General features: G+C 34.8%; 8 protein-coding genes. All 8 read left to right on the top strand.

What is annotated here, in order from left to right; translation table 11 throughout:
• Nucleotides 1-50: 50 nt before the first annotated feature.
• The gene (locus ACQY44_RS01455) at nucleotides 51-1,223 is read left to right on the top strand and encodes a sensor histidine kinase (RefSeq protein WP_428228643.1); all 1,173 of its coding nucleotides are present in this window, start codon (nucleotides 51-53) and stop codon (nucleotides 1,221-1,223) included.
• Nucleotides 1,220-1,927, top strand: coding sequence for a LytR/AlgR family response regulator transcription factor (locus ACQY44_RS01450; RefSeq protein ID WP_428228642.1), 708 nt, complete (start codon nucleotides 1,220-1,222; stop codon nucleotides 1,925-1,927). The genes ACQY44_RS01455 and ACQY44_RS01450 overlap by 4 nt, the downstream gene beginning before the upstream one ends.
• Before the next feature lie 774 nt (nucleotides 1,928-2,701).
• Complete coding sequence (locus tag ACQY44_RS01445) at nucleotides 2,702-6,079, top strand: SusC/RagA family TonB-linked outer membrane protein (protein WP_428228641.1); 3,378 nt, start codon at nucleotides 2,702-2,704, stop codon at nucleotides 6,077-6,079.
• 13 nt (nucleotides 6,080-6,092) lie between these two features.
• On the top strand, nucleotides 6,093-8,093 hold the full coding sequence (locus ACQY44_RS01440) for a RagB/SusD family nutrient uptake outer membrane protein (RefSeq protein WP_428228640.1): 2,001 nt from the start codon (nucleotides 6,093-6,095) through the stop codon (nucleotides 8,091-8,093).
• 698 nt (nucleotides 8,094-8,791) lie between these two features.
• The gene (locus ACQY44_RS01435; protein ID WP_428228639.1) at nucleotides 8,792-9,214 is read left to right on the top strand and encodes a S24 family peptidase; all 423 of its coding nucleotides are present in this window, start codon (nucleotides 8,792-8,794) and stop codon (nucleotides 9,212-9,214) included.
• A 236-nt stretch (nucleotides 9,215-9,450) separates the two neighbouring features.
• Nucleotides 9,451-13,575 (top strand): hybrid sensor histidine kinase/response regulator transcription factor, encoded by a 4,125-nt coding sequence (locus tag ACQY44_RS01430; RefSeq protein ID WP_428228638.1) that lies wholly within the window; start codon nucleotides 9,451-9,453, stop codon nucleotides 13,573-13,575.
• Between the two features lie 315 nt (nucleotides 13,576-13,890).
• Entirely contained in the window at nucleotides 13,891-16,917 is a 3,027-nt protein-coding gene (locus tag ACQY44_RS01425) for a SusC/RagA family TonB-linked outer membrane protein (RefSeq protein WP_428228637.1), read from the top strand.
• A gap of 41 nt (nucleotides 16,918-16,958) precedes the next feature.
• Complete coding sequence (locus tag ACQY44_RS01420) at nucleotides 16,959-18,551, top strand: RagB/SusD family nutrient uptake outer membrane protein (RefSeq protein ID WP_428228636.1); 1,593 nt, start codon at nucleotides 16,959-16,961, stop codon at nucleotides 18,549-18,551.
• Nucleotides 18,552-18,590: the final 39 nt, after the last annotated feature.

Here is an 18,590-nt window from a genome sequence, read left to right as displayed (position 1 = left end):
AGCAAATTCAAAAAAACTATCTTTGAATTTGCTTCTTTTAAATGTATTAAATGCAGGACACACAAGTTTTTACCAGTTATCTGACCAGTAGAATAGCTGAATTTAATTTTGATAAATTTTATACCAGAAGAAACCGAATTTTGCTTCATATTGCTATGTGGCTAGGTTTTTCGATACTATTGTTTCAGAGTTATGTTCTGGCGTATGATCTTACCTATTTTAATGCTTTGATATTAACGCTTAGAATGGCAGCGGTTAATACGATTGTGTTTTACATGTTTTTCTATTTATTTCTGCCAAAGATTTTTTTAGGAAGCGGGCGTAGAATAATACTATTATTGGTTATTACTTTTCCGGTATGTATTTTTGTCTGGATTGCAATCACCTATTTTATTTCGCTATTATATCATTCTCTTGGGTTCGAAATATTAACCGGAGAACTTAAAGGAGCCATAAAAATGAGTGCCGATCAAACTTTTGAACAAGCAGTTTCAGTAAAACGAATGATTTCGCAATCTTTTATTATTATCTCGATTTTATCCCCTTTGTTTTTTGTTAAAATTCTTTTCGAAATTTCCAGACTTTACAACAGAACCCTGAACATCCGGAATCAAAAAGCAGCTTTGGAAATTCAAAACATAAATATTGAAAAAAAATTTCTAACCGCCCAGCTCAACCCACATTTTCTGTTTAATACACTAAACAATCTTTACGGTCTTGCTATCAAAAAAGACGATTGTGCGCCTGAGGTTATTTTGAATCTTTCAGATATTATGAGTTATACTTTGTATGAATCTAATCATGAAAAAGTATCAGTAGGGAAGGAGTTGGACTTTATCAAAAATTATTTTGAATTAGAAAGAATGAGATATGCCTCGGGTAAAAATATTCGGTTTTCTTTTCCTGAGGAAAAAGAATTGTTCGGACTTTTTATTGCTCCGCTTCTGACCTTTACTTTTGTAGAAAATGCATTTAAATATGGGCTTAAGAGTAGCGCTGAGCAATTTATATATTTGGAGATAAAAGTGGAGGACAATGTGTTTTATTTTTATCTTGAAAATGATAGGGAGGAAGATATAGAGAAAAGTGAATTTGGAGGAATCGGAATTGCAAATGTTTCTAAACGATTGCAACTTTTATATCCCGATAAGCATCAGTTAAATATCGAAAATCTTGCTACAAAATTTAAAGTCAGTTTAAGAATAGATTTAAAAAGTGAATGAAAAAACTAACCTGTATTATTATAGATGATGAACCTCTTGGTAAAGAGGTTGTCGAAACTTTTGTAAAAGAAATTCCTTTTCTAAATCTTTCTGCATCATTTGAAGATCCTGTTGAAGCATTGGCTTACTTACAGGATAATAGCGTAGATATTGTTTTTAGCGATATTCAGATGCCAAAAATTAACGGGATGGAATTACTACGTTCCTTATTACATCCTCCGTTAGTTATCTTTATTACGGCCCATCGTGATTTTGCTTTAGATGGTTTTGAAGCAGGAGTAACAGATTATCTGATTAAACCTGTTCGTTTCGACCGGTTTTTGAAAGCAGTTAGCCGTGCTAAGGACCGAATCTCAGTTTCTCAGGCTTCAGTTGAAGAACAGCCTGCTACAGACCGGATATTTGTAAAATCAGAAGGAAAAATAATAAAACTTTTACTAAGTGAAATTCTTTATGTAGAAGCTCAGGGAGATTATCTGAAAATTGTTACCGCTTCAGCGTCTTTTTCAACACAGCTAACCCTTAAATCAATGGATGAAATTCTGAATAAAACTATCTTTTTTCGTGTTCAGCGTTCCTTTATTCTCAATTTAGAGGCAGTAAGAAGTGTAAACGGAAATACTGTTGAATTAATAAATGGTAAATCGATTGCTGTAGCCTTGAACAAAAAAGAGGAACTTTTTGAATTGTTGGGTATAAAGTAACTATTTGAGCCAGTTTTAAGTATACTTGGGAGAGGTTGGAGCCACAATTCGACACGTAATAGCTATACTAATATTATAGACAAGCTTGGTAAAATGCCGTAACAGTTTTTATTTATAAAAGATTTATGTTGTTCTTAAATTTTTTAAATTGGTTTTTCGAGATCAATATTCGTGGTACTGTTTCAAAGTTATTTATATTCACAACATTTTGATAAATAGTAATTTTAATTGCGTCGTATTGTCACAATTCTGAAGAACGTCATTCGATTTTATTTGTAGAATGTCGCTTGTATATTGAAATGAATGAATTTAATTATATACCACTTTCAATACATAGTAAAGATCAATCTAAAAAAAAAACAATATTTTGATTATTCCAAATCAGGTAGGTAAGTTTATTAATTTGCTATATTCTATTTTAGATCTGAGATAAAATAATTTTAAAATTATATTTTTAGTGGCATTAGAAACAAAGCTTCAGAGTAATCCGGAGCTTTTTTTATTAAAATCAATTTGAAAAATGCAGTTGATTTAGTATTCTTAATTATTTGTGTATTATGTTGTTTATTGTACTTTTTTTTAAGGTTATGTTTTTTTAACGTTTAAAAAAATAGATATAATATAAGTTATAGACTTTAATATACCCAAAAATGTATTTTATTACTCCCTATTAAAATCGTTATTAATCATTTTTGCATCGAAAATCACTTGTCGATTAAACCAACGTTAAAGTGTTTTTCAAAAACTAACTAATAACCAAAAATCAAAACCAAAATGACAAATTTTATTAGGATTAAAAAAAGTCCTAATGGAGTATCTGGATTTAATTTGAAAAAGAAGATGATACTATGCTGTGTATTATTTTCTTTATCTCAAGTTTCCGGCTATGCTATTAGTGCTAAGAGTACCACAAAATCACAAAATGTACAACCGCAAAAAAATATTCAGGGGCAAGTTAATGATGAAAACGGTTTGCCGCTTCCGGGTGTAACAGTTTTAGAAAAAGGAAGTAAAAATGCTGCGTTAACAGATTTTGACGGAAGATTTACTTTAAAAGTAGAGAACGAGAATGCTGTATTAGTAGTTTCTTATTTGGGTTATGTAAGTACAGAAGTTGCTCTAAAGGGACAAACTTCGATTAATGTAAAAATGCAAAGAGCTACGGCTTCATTAGACGAAGTTGTTGTAGTTGGGTATGGTAAAATGAAGAAAAAGGATTTGACGGGAGCAATTGTTCAGGTGACACCTGATAGATTAGCAAACCAGAATCCGCAGACAGTTCAGGATATATTGAGAGGTACTCCTGGATTAAATGTAGGTTATGATCCTTCTGCAAAAGGAGGAGGAAGAATGCAAATTCGTGGACAAGGTTCTGTTTATGATCCTAAAAAAGAGGGTGTGCACAATTCACCGCTTATTATTCTGGACGGAATGCAATTTTATGGTGAACTTTCAGAAATTAATCCGGATGATATCGGACAGATCGATATTTTAAAAGATGCATCGGCAGCATCTGTATATGGGGCGAAAGCAGCAGCGGGGGTTATTATTATTTCGACCAAAAAAGGTAAAGCAGGTAAGCCTATTGTTAGTTTTACAACCAATACTACAATTAGTAATAAAAGTGCTTATCGTGGTGTGTATTCTCCAGAGGGGTATTTAAAATATCGTGAAGATTGGGAAACTGCTCAAACTTATGGTCCTAATACAGCAACAGGGCAATACGAAGCATGGATAGCAGGAAGTGTTGCTGCTGGTAAGCCGGGTTATTTTTCTAGTCCTAACGATTTAGGCAAATGGGGGATTACTGAAGCCCAATGGCTGGCTTATCAACCAGCTGCGCAAACAACAGGAAAAAGTTCGAAAGAAGTATGGGGAACACGTTTAGGATTGAATTTCGATCCTTCGTTAATGGCTAATTTTCTGGCAGATAAAACACACGATTGGAGCAATAGCTCTTTTAGAACAGGAATTAATCACGATTATAATTTGAGTGTTTCCGGAGCAAGCGACAAGGTAAATTACTATATGTCTTTTGGTTATTTGAATTCCGAAGGAGCTATTGTAGGTAACGATTATAAATCAGTTCGCTCTAATATGAAAATTGATGCCAAAATTACTAGTTGGCTTGATTTTGGGGCAAACGTTAATTTTCAGGATCGTTCAGATGGAGATGTTACTCCTTCGTTGGATACTCGTTCTGGGTTTAATAATATGATGAGAACCAGCCCATTTGGAACCTTTAGAGATGCAGATGGTAACTATGAGAGACAGCCAATGGGTAAAAATGTTTCGGGACAGAATTATAACTATTACTACGAACGTCAATTTATTGAGAAAGAGACAGGATTTACGACATTGAATACCATTTTTAATACAAAGGTTACTTTGCCTTTAGGAATCACTTATAGCTTTAATATTGCTCCTCGTTATCAATTTTGGCACGATCGTTATTTCAAGTCAACACAGAATCCAAATTTCCCTGCAGCTACCAATGGGGTAAATAGAAATAGTTCTACAAGTTTTGATTATAACCTGAACAATACATTAGCGTGGGATTATACATTTGCTGAAAAACACCATTTTATAGTAACTTTTGTTCAGGAAGCAGAAGAACGCCGTTATTGGTCAGACGGGATGGATGCATATAATATTCAGCCTTCAGATGCTTTAGGGTTTCACAATGTTGAAACTGCAACAATGGCAAATAGCAAACTTAGATCAAAAGACACACATGAAACGGCAGATGGCTTGATGGCAAGACTTTTCTATTCGTTTGATAATCGTTATATGCTAACAGCAACTGTTCGTCGTGATGGATATTCGGCATTTGGAGCTTCAAATCCTTATGCTACTTTCCCTTCTTTTGGAGTAGCATGGAGCTTTAAAAACGAAAACTGGTTTAATTGGGATGTGATGTCTACAGGTAAATTACGTTTGTCATGGGGTAAAAACGGAAACAGATCGCTTGATGATCCGTACATTTCTTTGGCAAACCTGCTTAGTACCGGAACAATGGGGTATTTAGATCCTTCAGGAAAAGCGCTTGAGCTGAAGTATTTATCACTTGATCGTATGGCAAATCCAAATTTAGTATGGGAAAAAACAATTTCAGCAAATATTGGTCTTGATTTAGGTTTTTTGCAGGATCGTATTACTGCTACTGTCGATGTTTACAGAAAGAATACGCATGATATGATTATGAGTCAGGCATTACCTGGTTTTACAGGGTTTTCATCTATTGCAACCAATCTGGGAGAAGTTCAAAATCAAGGTTTTGAATTGAGTATTAATACTGTTAATATGAAAAGACCAAATTTTGAATGGCGTACTACATTTGGAATATCTTATAACGAAAATAAAATTATTTCACTATACGGTAATATGGTAGATATTAAAGATGAAAATGGTAATGTAATTGGCAAAAAAGAGGGTGACGATTCAGCTAATGGATGGTTTATAGGCAAGCCAATCTCTCAAATTTGGGATTATAAAATAGATGGAATCTGGCAAAAAGACGAATGGAAAGAAGCTCAAAAATACGGGCAGCGTCCGGGAGATCCAAAAGTAGCAAACAGCTATACTGCAGACGATGTAGATGCAGTAGGAGCAGACGGTGTTCCTTATAAAAAAGCAGTTTATAATGAAAAAGACAAACAGTTTTTAGGAACTTCAAGTCCTCCTGTGCAGTGGTCGTTGCGCAATGATTTTAAGATTTACAAAAATTGGGATTTAGGCATCAGTATGTATTCTTATATGGGACACAAATCACTTGATTCAAATTATATGAATAATTTCAACGATTCCAGTTTGTATAAATTCAACTTCAATCCGTATGTAAATCCGTATTGGACACTTGACAATCCAACCAATGATTGGGCACGTCTTGATGCTAAAGGGCCTGCCGGAACTCCGGTTGCACCAGGAAAATTGTACGATCGCAGTTTTATTCGTCTGGACAATATTTCGATAGCTTATACTCTTCCTAGAGATCTTTTAGACCGCGCACATATTAAAAATATCAAAATTTATGCTTCAGTTCAAAACGTAGCAACATGGTCGGCTTCTAAAGAATGGAAATACTATGGAGATCCGGAAACAGGAGGATTGGCAACGCGACAGTTTAATTTAGGCTTTAATTTCCAACTTTAATAATTACTCAACAATGAAAAGATATATAACAAATAAAATTACAAGACTAGTGCCTTTTATTGCATTGGCGGTGTTGTCTGGTTCTTGTTCAAAAGATTTTCTCGACGCAGACCCACTTTCGTTTTATGAACCTGAAGCTACATTTAATACCGAAGCCGGACTACAGGCAACTTTGGCACTATGTGATAAACAACTGCGTAATAATTATATTCACTTTAATGGGGCAAGTGTTAGTGTGCCTATTGGTACAGAATATCTTTTCTCTGATATGGCACAATATGGAAAAACGGATACGGGAAGTAATATTGCTGATTATGCTGCTACTGTTGTTCCTACCGGAACTTTTCAAAGAGAGGTAGGCGAGGCGACTTACCTTGGTTTTTTCTGGACTGAAGCTTATACAGGTATTAAGAATGCTAATACCGTACTAACGTATATTGGTAATGTAAAAACGTTATCTGAGGATGTTAAAAATAAATATGTCGGACAAGCTTATTTTCATAGAGCATACCGTTATCTTAATTTGGTTTATCAATTTGGAGACATACCATTGATTACTAAAATTCTGGATGTTCCAAAGCAGAGTTATTATTCTACAAAAAAGGAAGCCATTATAGAAATGATTACTGCCGATATGGAGAAAGCCGTACAATTTGTGCCAGAGCAATCAAAGATAGGTTATATAGGTATGGTGAGTAAAGGAGCCTGTCGTCAGTTATTGATAAAGTGTTATTTAGCATCTGGCAGATTTGCTGATGCCGAAGCACAAGCTAATATTTTGATTAATCAATCTGGTTACTCTTTGGTACAAAATTCTTTAGGTATTTTTGATCCGGGTGGAAACCCTACAGCATGGCCTATTACCAGAAATGTGATTTGGGATTTGCACAGACCTGAAAATAAAGTAATTACTTCGAATACTGAAGCGATCTTGGTTGCGCCAAATGGAGGAGCACAGTCCTTTTTAGTATTTAATTCGATGAGAATTTTTGGACCTAACTGGAACGATGCTAATTTAATTACGCCTGATGGTAAAACAGCAGCGCCGCGTTTCCCATTGACGGATAAAACAAATTATAATGCAAAATATGATTATCAAAGAGCAATAGGACGTGGTATTGGTACGATTAGCGGTTCTTATTATTCGCAACATCCTATGTGGGTAGTAAACGGTGTCGAAGATAAGGTGGATTTGAGACATAACAGTACCGTTGGTAACTGGGTGAATATGGAAGATCTTAAATATGCTCCCGGGGCAGGTGGTAGCGCGACATGGGCTGGACAAAATTTTAGAATGAGAGATGCAACCGGCAAACTGTTAGCTCAAGATTCTATTCGTGACTGGTATGATTTTCCGCATTATAAAATATTTATGCACGACGTGGTAGCTGAATCTACTCCGGCAGCAAATGATTTTCAGGGAGCTACAGCAGGAGCTAGTGCGCATTTGTACATATATCGTTTGGCTGAAACGTATCTATTACGTGCAGAAGCGCGTTTTTATCAAGGTAACACTGCTGGAGCAGCTCAGGATGTAAATGTTGTAAGAGCAAGAGCTAAAGCATCAAAAATGTATGCCACAGTAACTATTGGTGATATTTGTGCCGAAAGAGGAAGAGAGCTTTATCTGGAAGAATGGAGAAATGTGGAATTAAAACGTATTTCGCACTGTCTGGCTCTTAGCGGAAAACCAGATGAATGGGGACATACTTACAGTATAGCCAATTGGGATAAGCAATCCGGAACAGATGCAACAGGAGGTAGCTATTGGTATCAGCGTATTGTGCATTATACCCTTTACAACAAATATCCGGCTGGTATTGCTATTAAACCGGGTGTAAAGTTTTATACTATGGATAAACGTAATAATTACTGGCCAATTCCGTATAGACTCGCTATCGAGCCTAATATCAAAGGTCAGTTAAGTCAGAACTTTGGTTATGATGGCTACAATGCCGGGGTTAAAGTCTGGGATAAATGGCAGGATGCTGTTGATGATGAAAGTAAAATTTAGATCTTTTTTATTTTCCTCATATTGAATTTGAAAAATAAATTAATGGCTTCATACTATTCAAAAGAATGTTAAAGCAAAAACGGGTTAAGAATACTTAACTCGTTTTTTTTATTTGTATTTGCGAAATTAACACAACTACAAAATCATCTGGATTTGCAAAATATATAAAGTTATCCTGCATAGTTTTGAAGCACGAATTCATATAATGCCAGTTTAATCAAAAATAAAAATAGATAGGATAGATTTGTTTTTTGTGCTTGTTTTTATAATGTGTTAATCAATTGAATCGTTAACAATGAAAATATCAACCGAAAAACAAAAAGCCTGTAAGCATTGAGTTTACAGGCTTTTTTGTAGACTTGATGGGATTACAATGGAACACCTAATTCCCATATTAATGTTTATTGACAGACTCGGTAAAAAGCCTTGAAACCTTTTTATTTAATAGGTTTTTCGATTTTTTTTCTAATCAATAATATTATTTTCTTTTGAATATATATTCTTCAAAGATTAATGTTTTTTAATTAAAAAATGTTCTGAAAAAATTAATCGAGGTGTTCGATAGTTGAACACCTTTATTTTTTAGAGATGGGAGTGTAAATAATTATTGTATGGTTTTTCTCAGAATGGGAAAGACTGCGCTCATATACTAGCATTGTAATTATGAATAATGAACGAAAACAATCGATTCACTGCATGTGAGCCACGAAATACCTCTATATGATTTAGAAACTGTGGCGGTTTTACGAGAATTATTTAACAGCGGAAAACCGCAAAGAGTTTTGGATACTATAAAAATTCCCAATTTGCCAAAATGTGATGGAGCAATTTCTGTAACGGGCGATAGTATGTATCCTCTCTTAAAATTTGGTGATATTGTCTTATATAAGGAAACTGAATTCGAAAATATCTTCTTTGGTGAGATGTATCTTTTAAGTGTAAAACTAAATGAGTGGGAAGAATACATTACAGTAAAGTATGTTCAGAAATCAGATCAAGGGGCGGATTTTGTGAAATTGTTAAGTCAGAATTCGCATCATCAGCCAAAAGATATTCATATTTCAAAAATTTCAGCATTGGCACTTATAAAAGCAAGCATTCGTATAAATACGATGATGTGAAATTGATGATTCTTAGTGATGAAATCTAAAAGCTTTTAAATGATTAGTTTAGGGGTTTGTTATTTATAAAACATTTCTATAATAAGTACAAATACACCCCATAAAAAGAAAAAATAGCGACATCTCTTTTTTTGTATTAGATTTATCTTGCAGTGCGTTTGGTTTATTTTTTTCTAAGTTTAGAGCAAATAAACCAATCGCATTAATTAATCATTGATATGTAAGTAAATCAATTTATGAAGAACATTAAAAGCTGTATTTTAAGTCTTGTATTATTTCTTTCAATTCCTTTTCACAGTAGTGCTCAGGGATCAGATTTGTATTTTGATCATATCGATTACGATGTGAGTTTTTCGCAGAGCATGATTTCGAGTATTCACCAAACCAAAAAAGGATTTATCTGGATAGGAACTGCAAACGGATTAATTAGTTACGATGGCTACAGTTTTTTAAGATATGCTTACAATAAAGACATTTTAAATACCATAAGCAACAACCATATTAATGTTGTTTTAGAAGATAACGAAAAGCAGCTTTGGGTAGGAACCAATAACGGTCTGAACCTTTTTAATAAAAGAGAACGTGATTTTTTAAGAGTCGATGTTCAAAAAGTAAAAGGCGGTAGGAACTACATTTCATCTATAATTCAGGACGACCAAAACCGAATCTGGATTGGGACATTTGGAGGCGTCAAACGCTTAAATAAAAAGCAGTATTTATTAGAAGAAATTTCAAACGATCATAATTCCCCTTTTAGAAAAAGCAGGGTTTTATCACTCTTTTACGATCGCAATTACGGTATTTTAGTGGGCACAGCAAAAGGACTGGAATGTTTCGATCCTAAAAATTGTTCAAAAAAAGAATTTCCTAAAGCTTTAAAAGAAAATGAAGCTTTGATCCATTCTAAGATTTGGAAAATAATAAAAGAAGAAAATGGTGATTTATGGTTTGCGACCGAAGCAAACGGAGTTTTTCATTATAATGCAGCCGCAAATTCCGTAAAAAATTATCTTCAGAATTCCGGCAATAAGAAAAGTTTATCATCAAATTGGGTCAATGATATTGTGGCTGTAGATGCCAATACGATTTGGTTTGCCACAAAAAATGGATTATGCATTTATAAAAAAGACAAAAATGAGTTTACAAAATACCAGCACAATCCGCTTACAAGTTATAGCTTGTCTGACGATGATGTAAAATGTTTTCTAAAAGACCGTCACGATGATATCTGGATTGGAACCAATGGCGGAGGTGTGAACTTTTTCCAGAAAACCAATACCAATTTTGCAAATGTAAGAGAGGTTATAAAACCTAATTTCGGATTAAACAGTGCCTTGATAAATGTCGTTTCAAAAGAAAGCAACAATGCTGTCTGGGTAGGAACAAACGGCGGCGGTTTGAATTTTCTGGATTTCAGAAACAACAAAAATTCTTCGTATTTAATCGATACCAATGATTTTGATAAAAGTGTGAATATGATTACGGCTTTAGTAAATCAGAATCAGGAAAGTTTGTTTTGCGGAACTTTCAACGGATTATTTAAGTTTAATAAAAATAGCAAAACCTTTAGCAAAATTCCGCTTTCTCCAAACCCCAAAGAACGTAACCGACCGATAACTTCTTTGTTACTCGATAATAATGATTTATGGGTAGGAACAAACGGAAATGGATTAAAAAAAATACTTCCGGACGGAACCATAGAAAGTTATATGGCCGATGGAACTTCAAACGCGCTCAGCGATAATTTTATTACAGATATCGCAAATCGCGAAAATGGTTTGTGGATCGCCACACAATACGGTTTGAACTTTTTTGATAAAAAACTTAAAAAAGTTACCAAAATCTATAAATCAGGAAAAGTCAGCGGATTACCCAATAACAGCCTTACAGTTATGTTTACTGATTCCAAGAAAAGATTTTGGGTAGGTTCTGAAAGCGGTGGAATCAATTTGTTGAATGAAAAAGCAGGGCATTTTTTCGAAATCAACCGCGCGCTGGGTTTTACAGATGAAACCATAAAAAGCATTTCAGAAGATGCAGAGGGAAATATCTGGATCAGCGATAATAATTTGCTGTATAAAATCAGAACAAAGAAATTGAGAACAACTCCCGCTATTTCTGATTTTGAAATTACTTCTTATTCCGTAAAAGACGGTTTAAAAGTAAAACAGTTCTCGAACAACAGCAGTTTAAAATTAAATGATAACCAATTGATCTTCGGATCTTCAAACGGATTGATTGTTTTTAATCCGTCCAAACTCATAAAATCTCCGGATAATGCAGAGATTGTTTTAACGAAGCTGATCGTGAACAATGAAGAAATCAGACCCGGAAGTAAAGAAGTGGAACTAAAAGAAGATATAAGCGAAACTCAGGAAATTACCCTGCATCACGATCAGGGATATATTGGATTGGAATTCAGTGCAATGAACTTTGTTTCTCCCGAAAAAAACGAATATGCCTATAAACTAGAAAGTTCCTTTAATAAAGACGATTGGCATACCATTGGTTCACAGCATTATATCAATCTTACCAATTTAAATTCGGGAACATATCTCTTAAAAATTAAAACGGCAGATGGAGGAGGAAAATGGAATCCAGCCATTAAAACCTTAAAAATAATCATGTTACCGCCCTGGTGGAAAACATGGTGGGCGTATATTTTCTATTTCGGATTATTACTTGCCGGATCCGTTTTATTATTTAGATTTTTAAGAAATCGTGAATTATTAAAACAAGCTTTTTATCTGGAACAAGTCGAAAAAGAAAGACAAGAGGAATTGTACAAAATGAAACTGGATTTTTTTACCAATGTTTCGCATGAAATCAGAACACCGTTAACGCTGATAAGCGGTCCGGTTGAGGAACTTTTAAATAGTGCCGAAAAGAATTCGAATCTCGAACACAAACTCAAGGTCATCAAAAACAATTCTGACCGCTTATTAAAATTGGTCAATGAATTAATGGATTTTAGAAAAGCCGAAAAAGGAAGCATGAAAATTTATTGCGAACAGCAGGATATTGTTTCTTTCTGTTTTGATATTTACGAATCTTTCCGCGGATTTGCTGTCGAGAAAAAAATCGATTACAAATTCGTTCTCAACATCAATACCGCTTTGATTTATTTTGATAAAAATCAGATGGAAAAAGTGATTTATAATCTGCTTTCGAACGCCTTTAAATTTACCAGTAAAAACGGCCGAATCACTTTGGCCGTAGAACAAAAAGAAGATTCAGATTCCATAGAAATAAAAGTAAAAGACAACGGAATTGGAATTCCTGAAAATAGAAAGAAGAAAATCTTCAAAAACTTTTTCCAATTAGGCGATCGCGGAAGCGCGAATTTGGGAAGCGGTATTGGTCTTGCTTTAAGCAAAAGTATTGTAGAATTGCATCATGGAGAAATTAAAGTACAAACAGAAGCCGATGCCAATTTCAACACCATATTTACTATTACTTTAAAGAAAGGAAAAGATCATTTTAAAAAGTCGCAGATTGTTGAAAATGCCATTAAGATAGAAGAAAATGCAAGTCCAATCTCGGATGTAAAAACCGAAATTGAAACGTATGAGGCGGAATATATTGAAGAACCGGAAAACAGCAACAAAAAGACCATTTTGGTTATTGAAGACAACGAAGAAGTATTGTCTTTTGTCTATGATATTTTATACAGCGATTATAAAGTCCTGAAATTTACAGACGGAATAAAGGCGCTCGAATATATGGAAAAAGAAATTCCGGACCTTATCGTAACCGATGTTATGATGCCGGAAATGGACGGTTTTGAGCTGTGTAAAATTCTAAAAACAAACCTCAATACCAATCATATTCCGGTTATTCTGCTTACGGCGAAATCATCAACTTTAAACAGAATTGAAGGACTTTCAACAGGGGCAGATGCCTATATTTCAAAACCTTTTAGTATTGAAGAATTAAAACTGACAATAGCAAATTTATTATCGGCAAAAGAAATAATGCGTCAGAAATACGGAGAAGGATTTGTTACAGATGCTGAGGACGAAAATGTAAACACGCCCGAAGGTTTATTTGTAAAAAAACTAACCCAGATCATCGAAGCCAACATCGATAATACAGATTTTGATGTCAATGATTTAGTTCGTGAAATAGGAATGAGCAGAACCGTACTTTACAAAAAAGTACAAGCCCTTACCAATCAATCCGTAGCCGGTTTTATAAAAAACATGCGATTAAAAAAAGCCGCCAATTTATTAATGAACACCAGCTATTCAGTATCAGAAGTTACCAATATGGTAGGTTTTAACGATCGAAAACATTTCAGTAAAGAATTTAAAAGGTTTTATAATTTATCGCCTACTGAATATAAAGGGTCGAAAAATTAACCGCTAAGGTTTAACCGCAAGGTTCGCTAAGATTTACGCAAAGTCCGCAAAGTTTAATTTAAGCTTTGCGGACTTTGCTTTTTTATTCTTTGCGTGCTTTGCGGTTAAACTAAATTTAAAACATGAAAATTAATCGAATTTTAAAAATTTAAGTTTTTTATTACGAATACCGTTTTTTTAAAGCCTTAAACTGCAAATAAGCACATTAATCCCCCTAAAAACGAATATCTTCCTCCCCTAAAAATGTCATTTATTGGTCACATTTGCAATGAAATCATGACTGATTTTTAAACTAACTAACCAAAAAAATAACTTATGAAAAAAAACAAACATGACAAGATGTTTTTTCTTGGAGGAAATTATCTAAAACTAATTTTACTGCTGTTTATGTGTATTCTTTCGACCACAACGAATGCACAGGAAACTTCAATCACAGGAAAAGTAGTCGATAGTCAGGGCTTACCCTTGCCAGGCGTAAATGTGCTTGCAAAAGGAACATCAAAAGGAGTTCAGACAGATTTTGACGGAAATTTTAGTATCAATGTTGCCACTAAGAGTGTATTAGTTTTCTCTTTTATTGGGATGGATGAGGTTTCAGTAGAAACTGAAAATAAAAAGAATCTAAAAGTAGTGATGAAAGCGAGCTCTCAGGCACTAGACGAAATTATAGTAGTAGGTTACGGTACAAAAAAGAAAAGCGACGTAATCAGTTCTGTGGCATCAGTAAAACCGGGTGACATGACTAAAGTTGCCACTTCTGATGTGGCCGAAATGTTAAGAGGTAAAGCAGCAGGGGTTCAGGTATCATTGGCTGATGGCGGACCCGGAAATTCTTCAACAATACAAATTAGAGGAAAAAAATCCATCAACGGAAGCAACGAACCTATCGTAATTGCTGATGGTATCGTAATAGGAAACATCAATGATATTAATGCTAATGATATTGCTTCTTTAGAAATTTTAAAAGATGCCGCCGCGCAATCTATTTATGGGGCAAGAGCATCAAATGGGGTTATTTTAATTACGACTAAAAGAGGAAAAACAGGAAAAGCAAAAATTGCATATAATGGTTTCTCCGGAGTACAGACAATTAATAGAAATTTCGATATCTATAGCGGCGAAGAGTTTGCCCAGCTAAAAAGAGAAGCCTATAGAACAAGTAACAATGGCGTTTACAGACCGGACAATCAGGTTTTTTCTCCGCTTGAATTAGAATCGGTTCAATCCGGAAAATATATCGATTGGGAAAAATACGCTTTAAGAACCGGAGTTACGAACAACCATAGTTTGAGCGTTTCATCGGGAACTGATAAAACCAGCATTTTTACGAGTTTAAATTACATTAATACTTCGGGTGTTGTACCCAATACCGACTTCGAAAAAGTGGCTATGAGAATTAATGTTGACCAAAGAATTACAGACTGGCTTAAAGTGGGAATGAATCTTTCGCTTCAGTTTTCTGAGTCAAATCGTCCTAATGTGGGGAACATTTTAAATAATGCCATTAATACTTCACCGCTGGGTAAAATTTACAATGACGATGGTTCGTTCCGTCATCTTCCGGGAGGAATTCAGGAAACACCAAATCCGCTTATTGATATTTATGAAACCAATACAAATGAGTTAAACAGAAATGACATTATGAATGTGTTTCTGGATATCAACATTTTAAAAGGTTTCACCTATAAATTAAATGCCAGCAGAAGATCGTGGAATTACAAAGCAATGAATTTTAATTCTTCGAGATCACTTTCAGGAATTGCAAATTCAGGACAAGGAAGCGGCAGTATTCTTTTTAAGGATAATGTAGAATATCAGTTTAGTAATATTTTGAATTACAACTTTAACCTGGCCGAAAAAAATCATTTTAGCGCAACAGGAGTTTACGAAATAACATCCTCAGAATATAATGAATTTAAAAATTCCTCAAACAGAATTCCGAGTGATATTTTAGGGATTTATGGTCTGGAAAGTGCTTTCCTGAATACGCCGGAAATTGGCGGTAACGAACGCTCTCTTATTTCATTTGCCGGAAAATTGGAATATGATTTTGACAACAGATATTATTTTACCGTTTCGGGCAGAGCCGATGGATCATCAGTATTTGGTAAAAACAATAAATGGGGATTTTTTCCTGCTGTAAATGCAGCATGGAATGTTTCGAACGAAAATTTTATGAAAGAACACGTTCCTGTATTGAGCAATTTAAAATTAAGAGCCAGTTATGGTAAAGTTGGAAATCAGCCTAAAGATCCGTACCAAAGTATGGCAGTGGCAGACCAGAGAGATTATATTATAAACGGAATAAAAGTATCAGGTTACGTTCCGGGTTCTCAATTGTCTAATCCGGATTTGCGCTGGGAAACTTCAACACAGTTAAACCTTGCCGCTGATTTTGGTTTATTCAAAAACAGATTAACAGGAACAGTTGAGGTTTATAATACAGATACTTCAGACTTATTGATCTATGAAACTTTAAATGCAAATACTGGATATACAACCAAATTGTCCAATCTTGGAAAAGTAAATAACAAAGGTTTAGAGATTACTTTGAATGGAGATTTGATCAAAAAACAAGATTTTAGACTGAATGTTGGCGCAACTTTCACCAAAAATAAAAACAGCATCGTAAGCATTTATGGCAAAGATGCCAACGGAGACGGAAAAGAAGACGATTCTGTGGGAAATCTATGGTTCATCGGGAAACCAATCGATGTTTATTATAGATATAAAGCTGTTGGAATTTATCAGCAAGGCGAAAATATTCCAATTGTTACAGGAACAACTCTGTATCCGGGAGATATAAAATTATACGATGCAGATCCGTCAAACGGGGCAAATCCAAATCCGGATCAGGATAGAGTGATTACTTCAAAACTGCCAGATTGGTTCGGAACTTTTTCAGTGAGTTTAGAATACAAACGTTTCGATTTCTCGGCAGATATTTATACTGTTCAGGGCGTTACCAGAGACAATTTATTTTTATACGATTATGTAAAAGGAGGTTCTTTACGTGGAGTAAAAAACGGTATTAAACAAGATTACTGGACACCGGAAAATCCTGGTGGAAACTGGCCGAGACCAAGAGACGGAAACGATCCGCCATATATCAACACTTTAGGATTACAGGATGCCTCTTATATACGTTTACAAAACGTATCACTTGGGTTTAAATTTCCTGAAAACACACTTAAATCATTGGGCTTAACCAATATGAGACTTTATGTAACAGGAAGTAATTTAATTACCATTACAGATTATCAGTCGTATAGTCCTGAAAAAGAGATAAACGAATATCCTGAACCTGTTACTTGTGTTATAGGCTTACAAGTAGGTTTCTAACAACACATTTAAGACATCAATAAAATAAAAATAACAAGATCATGAAAAATATAAATTTTCTATTTGTTTTGATATTCGGACTTTCTTTAGGATTGACTTCGTGCGAGGAGTTTCTGGAAGAAAACGTAAAAGATCAGATTTCTGTAGATTATATCTACACTTCTCCGGCAGGATTAGAAGTTGGAGTAAATGCACTTTACAACCAGATGAGGTATTATAATTCGCCATCCGGAGATAATAACGATTTATGGGCCAATGTATTTTTTATGGTTGCCACCGATTTAGGATTGCACAGAACCTGGAATACACCTTACGGAACAGGCCATAATCCGCAATCTTTTACAGGATCAAAATGGATTCAGGGATATAAAATTATCGACAGATGTTCCGCCATAATAACTTCGGCAAGATCGATTAATATGGATCAAAATGCGAAGAAAAGATTGGTGGCACAGGCACGTGTTATAAGAGGCGAATTGTATCTGGATTTAAAACAAATGTACGGGGGGATTTTAATTGATACTATTCCAACAACACCCGAAAACATTAATGATGTAGTAGAATACAAAGTAGCCAGCGATGCTGATGTTTACAAATTAATAGATGGCGATCTTGATTATGCTATTGCTAATCTTCCGTTTAAGGTAGATGCAGGACGTTACGGACAAGGTGTTGCAAGACACATTCGCGGTAAAAGCGCTTTATGGCAACAAGATTGGGCAGGAGCAGCAGCACAATTTGATGCCATTATCAATGACGGAACTCACGGTTTAGTACCATTGGCTGAGGTTTGGGGACAAAATGCCAACCATAAAGAATCACTTTTTACCTATCAAAGAGATTTTCTATTAGGACCAAGTGATGATTTGGCAGGTGGCGGAGGTTTTTGGCTTGGAAGTGTTTTTACACAAAGAACGTATGAGCTTAATGCAAGCGAACTAATTCAGGATGTGGCTTATGGAGGCCAGTCTTTAGGATGGTTTTATCCCAACAATTATTTGAAATCACTTTACGATCAGGCCAACGATTTGAGGTTTAAAACCTATTATTATTCGGATAATTATCAGGACTATAAAATCAATGTTCCGGGTAACCCAAAATTTGGCCAGCCTATTACCAATCCTGCAATTGCCGCTCCAAACGGAAATTACAGAGCCTGGCACTGGAGTTTAAAAAAATACCACGATACAGAAAAACTGCCTATGACATCCAACAGTTACAAAGATTATATGTATTACAGACTAGCCGAAACTTATTTACTAGCATCTGAGGCATATCATAATTTGGGGAACGATACAAAAGCGCTTGCCTATTTAAATAAAGTGAGAAGAAGAGGATACACCGGAAATCCGGAAAGTGTTGTAACAACTTTTGATTTAACAGCCTGGACATTAAATAATTATTTAGACGAATCGGCAAGAGAATTGGCTTTCGAAAACAACAGATGGTTTCTGCTAAAACGATTAGGACTTTTGGTAGAAAGACAAAATTTATATTTCCGTTCAAGTCCATCAGGAACGAGTGCCGGAGAAGTGCCTTTAAAAATGACACCAATAATGGTCAATATGCCAATTCCGCAAACTCAGATTGATTTAATGGGAAAACCGGCAGGATTTAATGTGGGCTATAATTAATTAGAATCAAGTTTTTGTTAGTAACAATAGATTTGGAAA

It is taken from the genome of Flavobacterium sp. (genome assembly GCF_965277525.1).
In the GTDB taxonomy this organism is placed as follows: domain Bacteria; phylum Bacteroidota; class Bacteroidia; order Flavobacteriales; family Flavobacteriaceae; genus Flavobacterium.
This window is presented reverse-complemented; position numbering and strand designations above follow the sequence as displayed.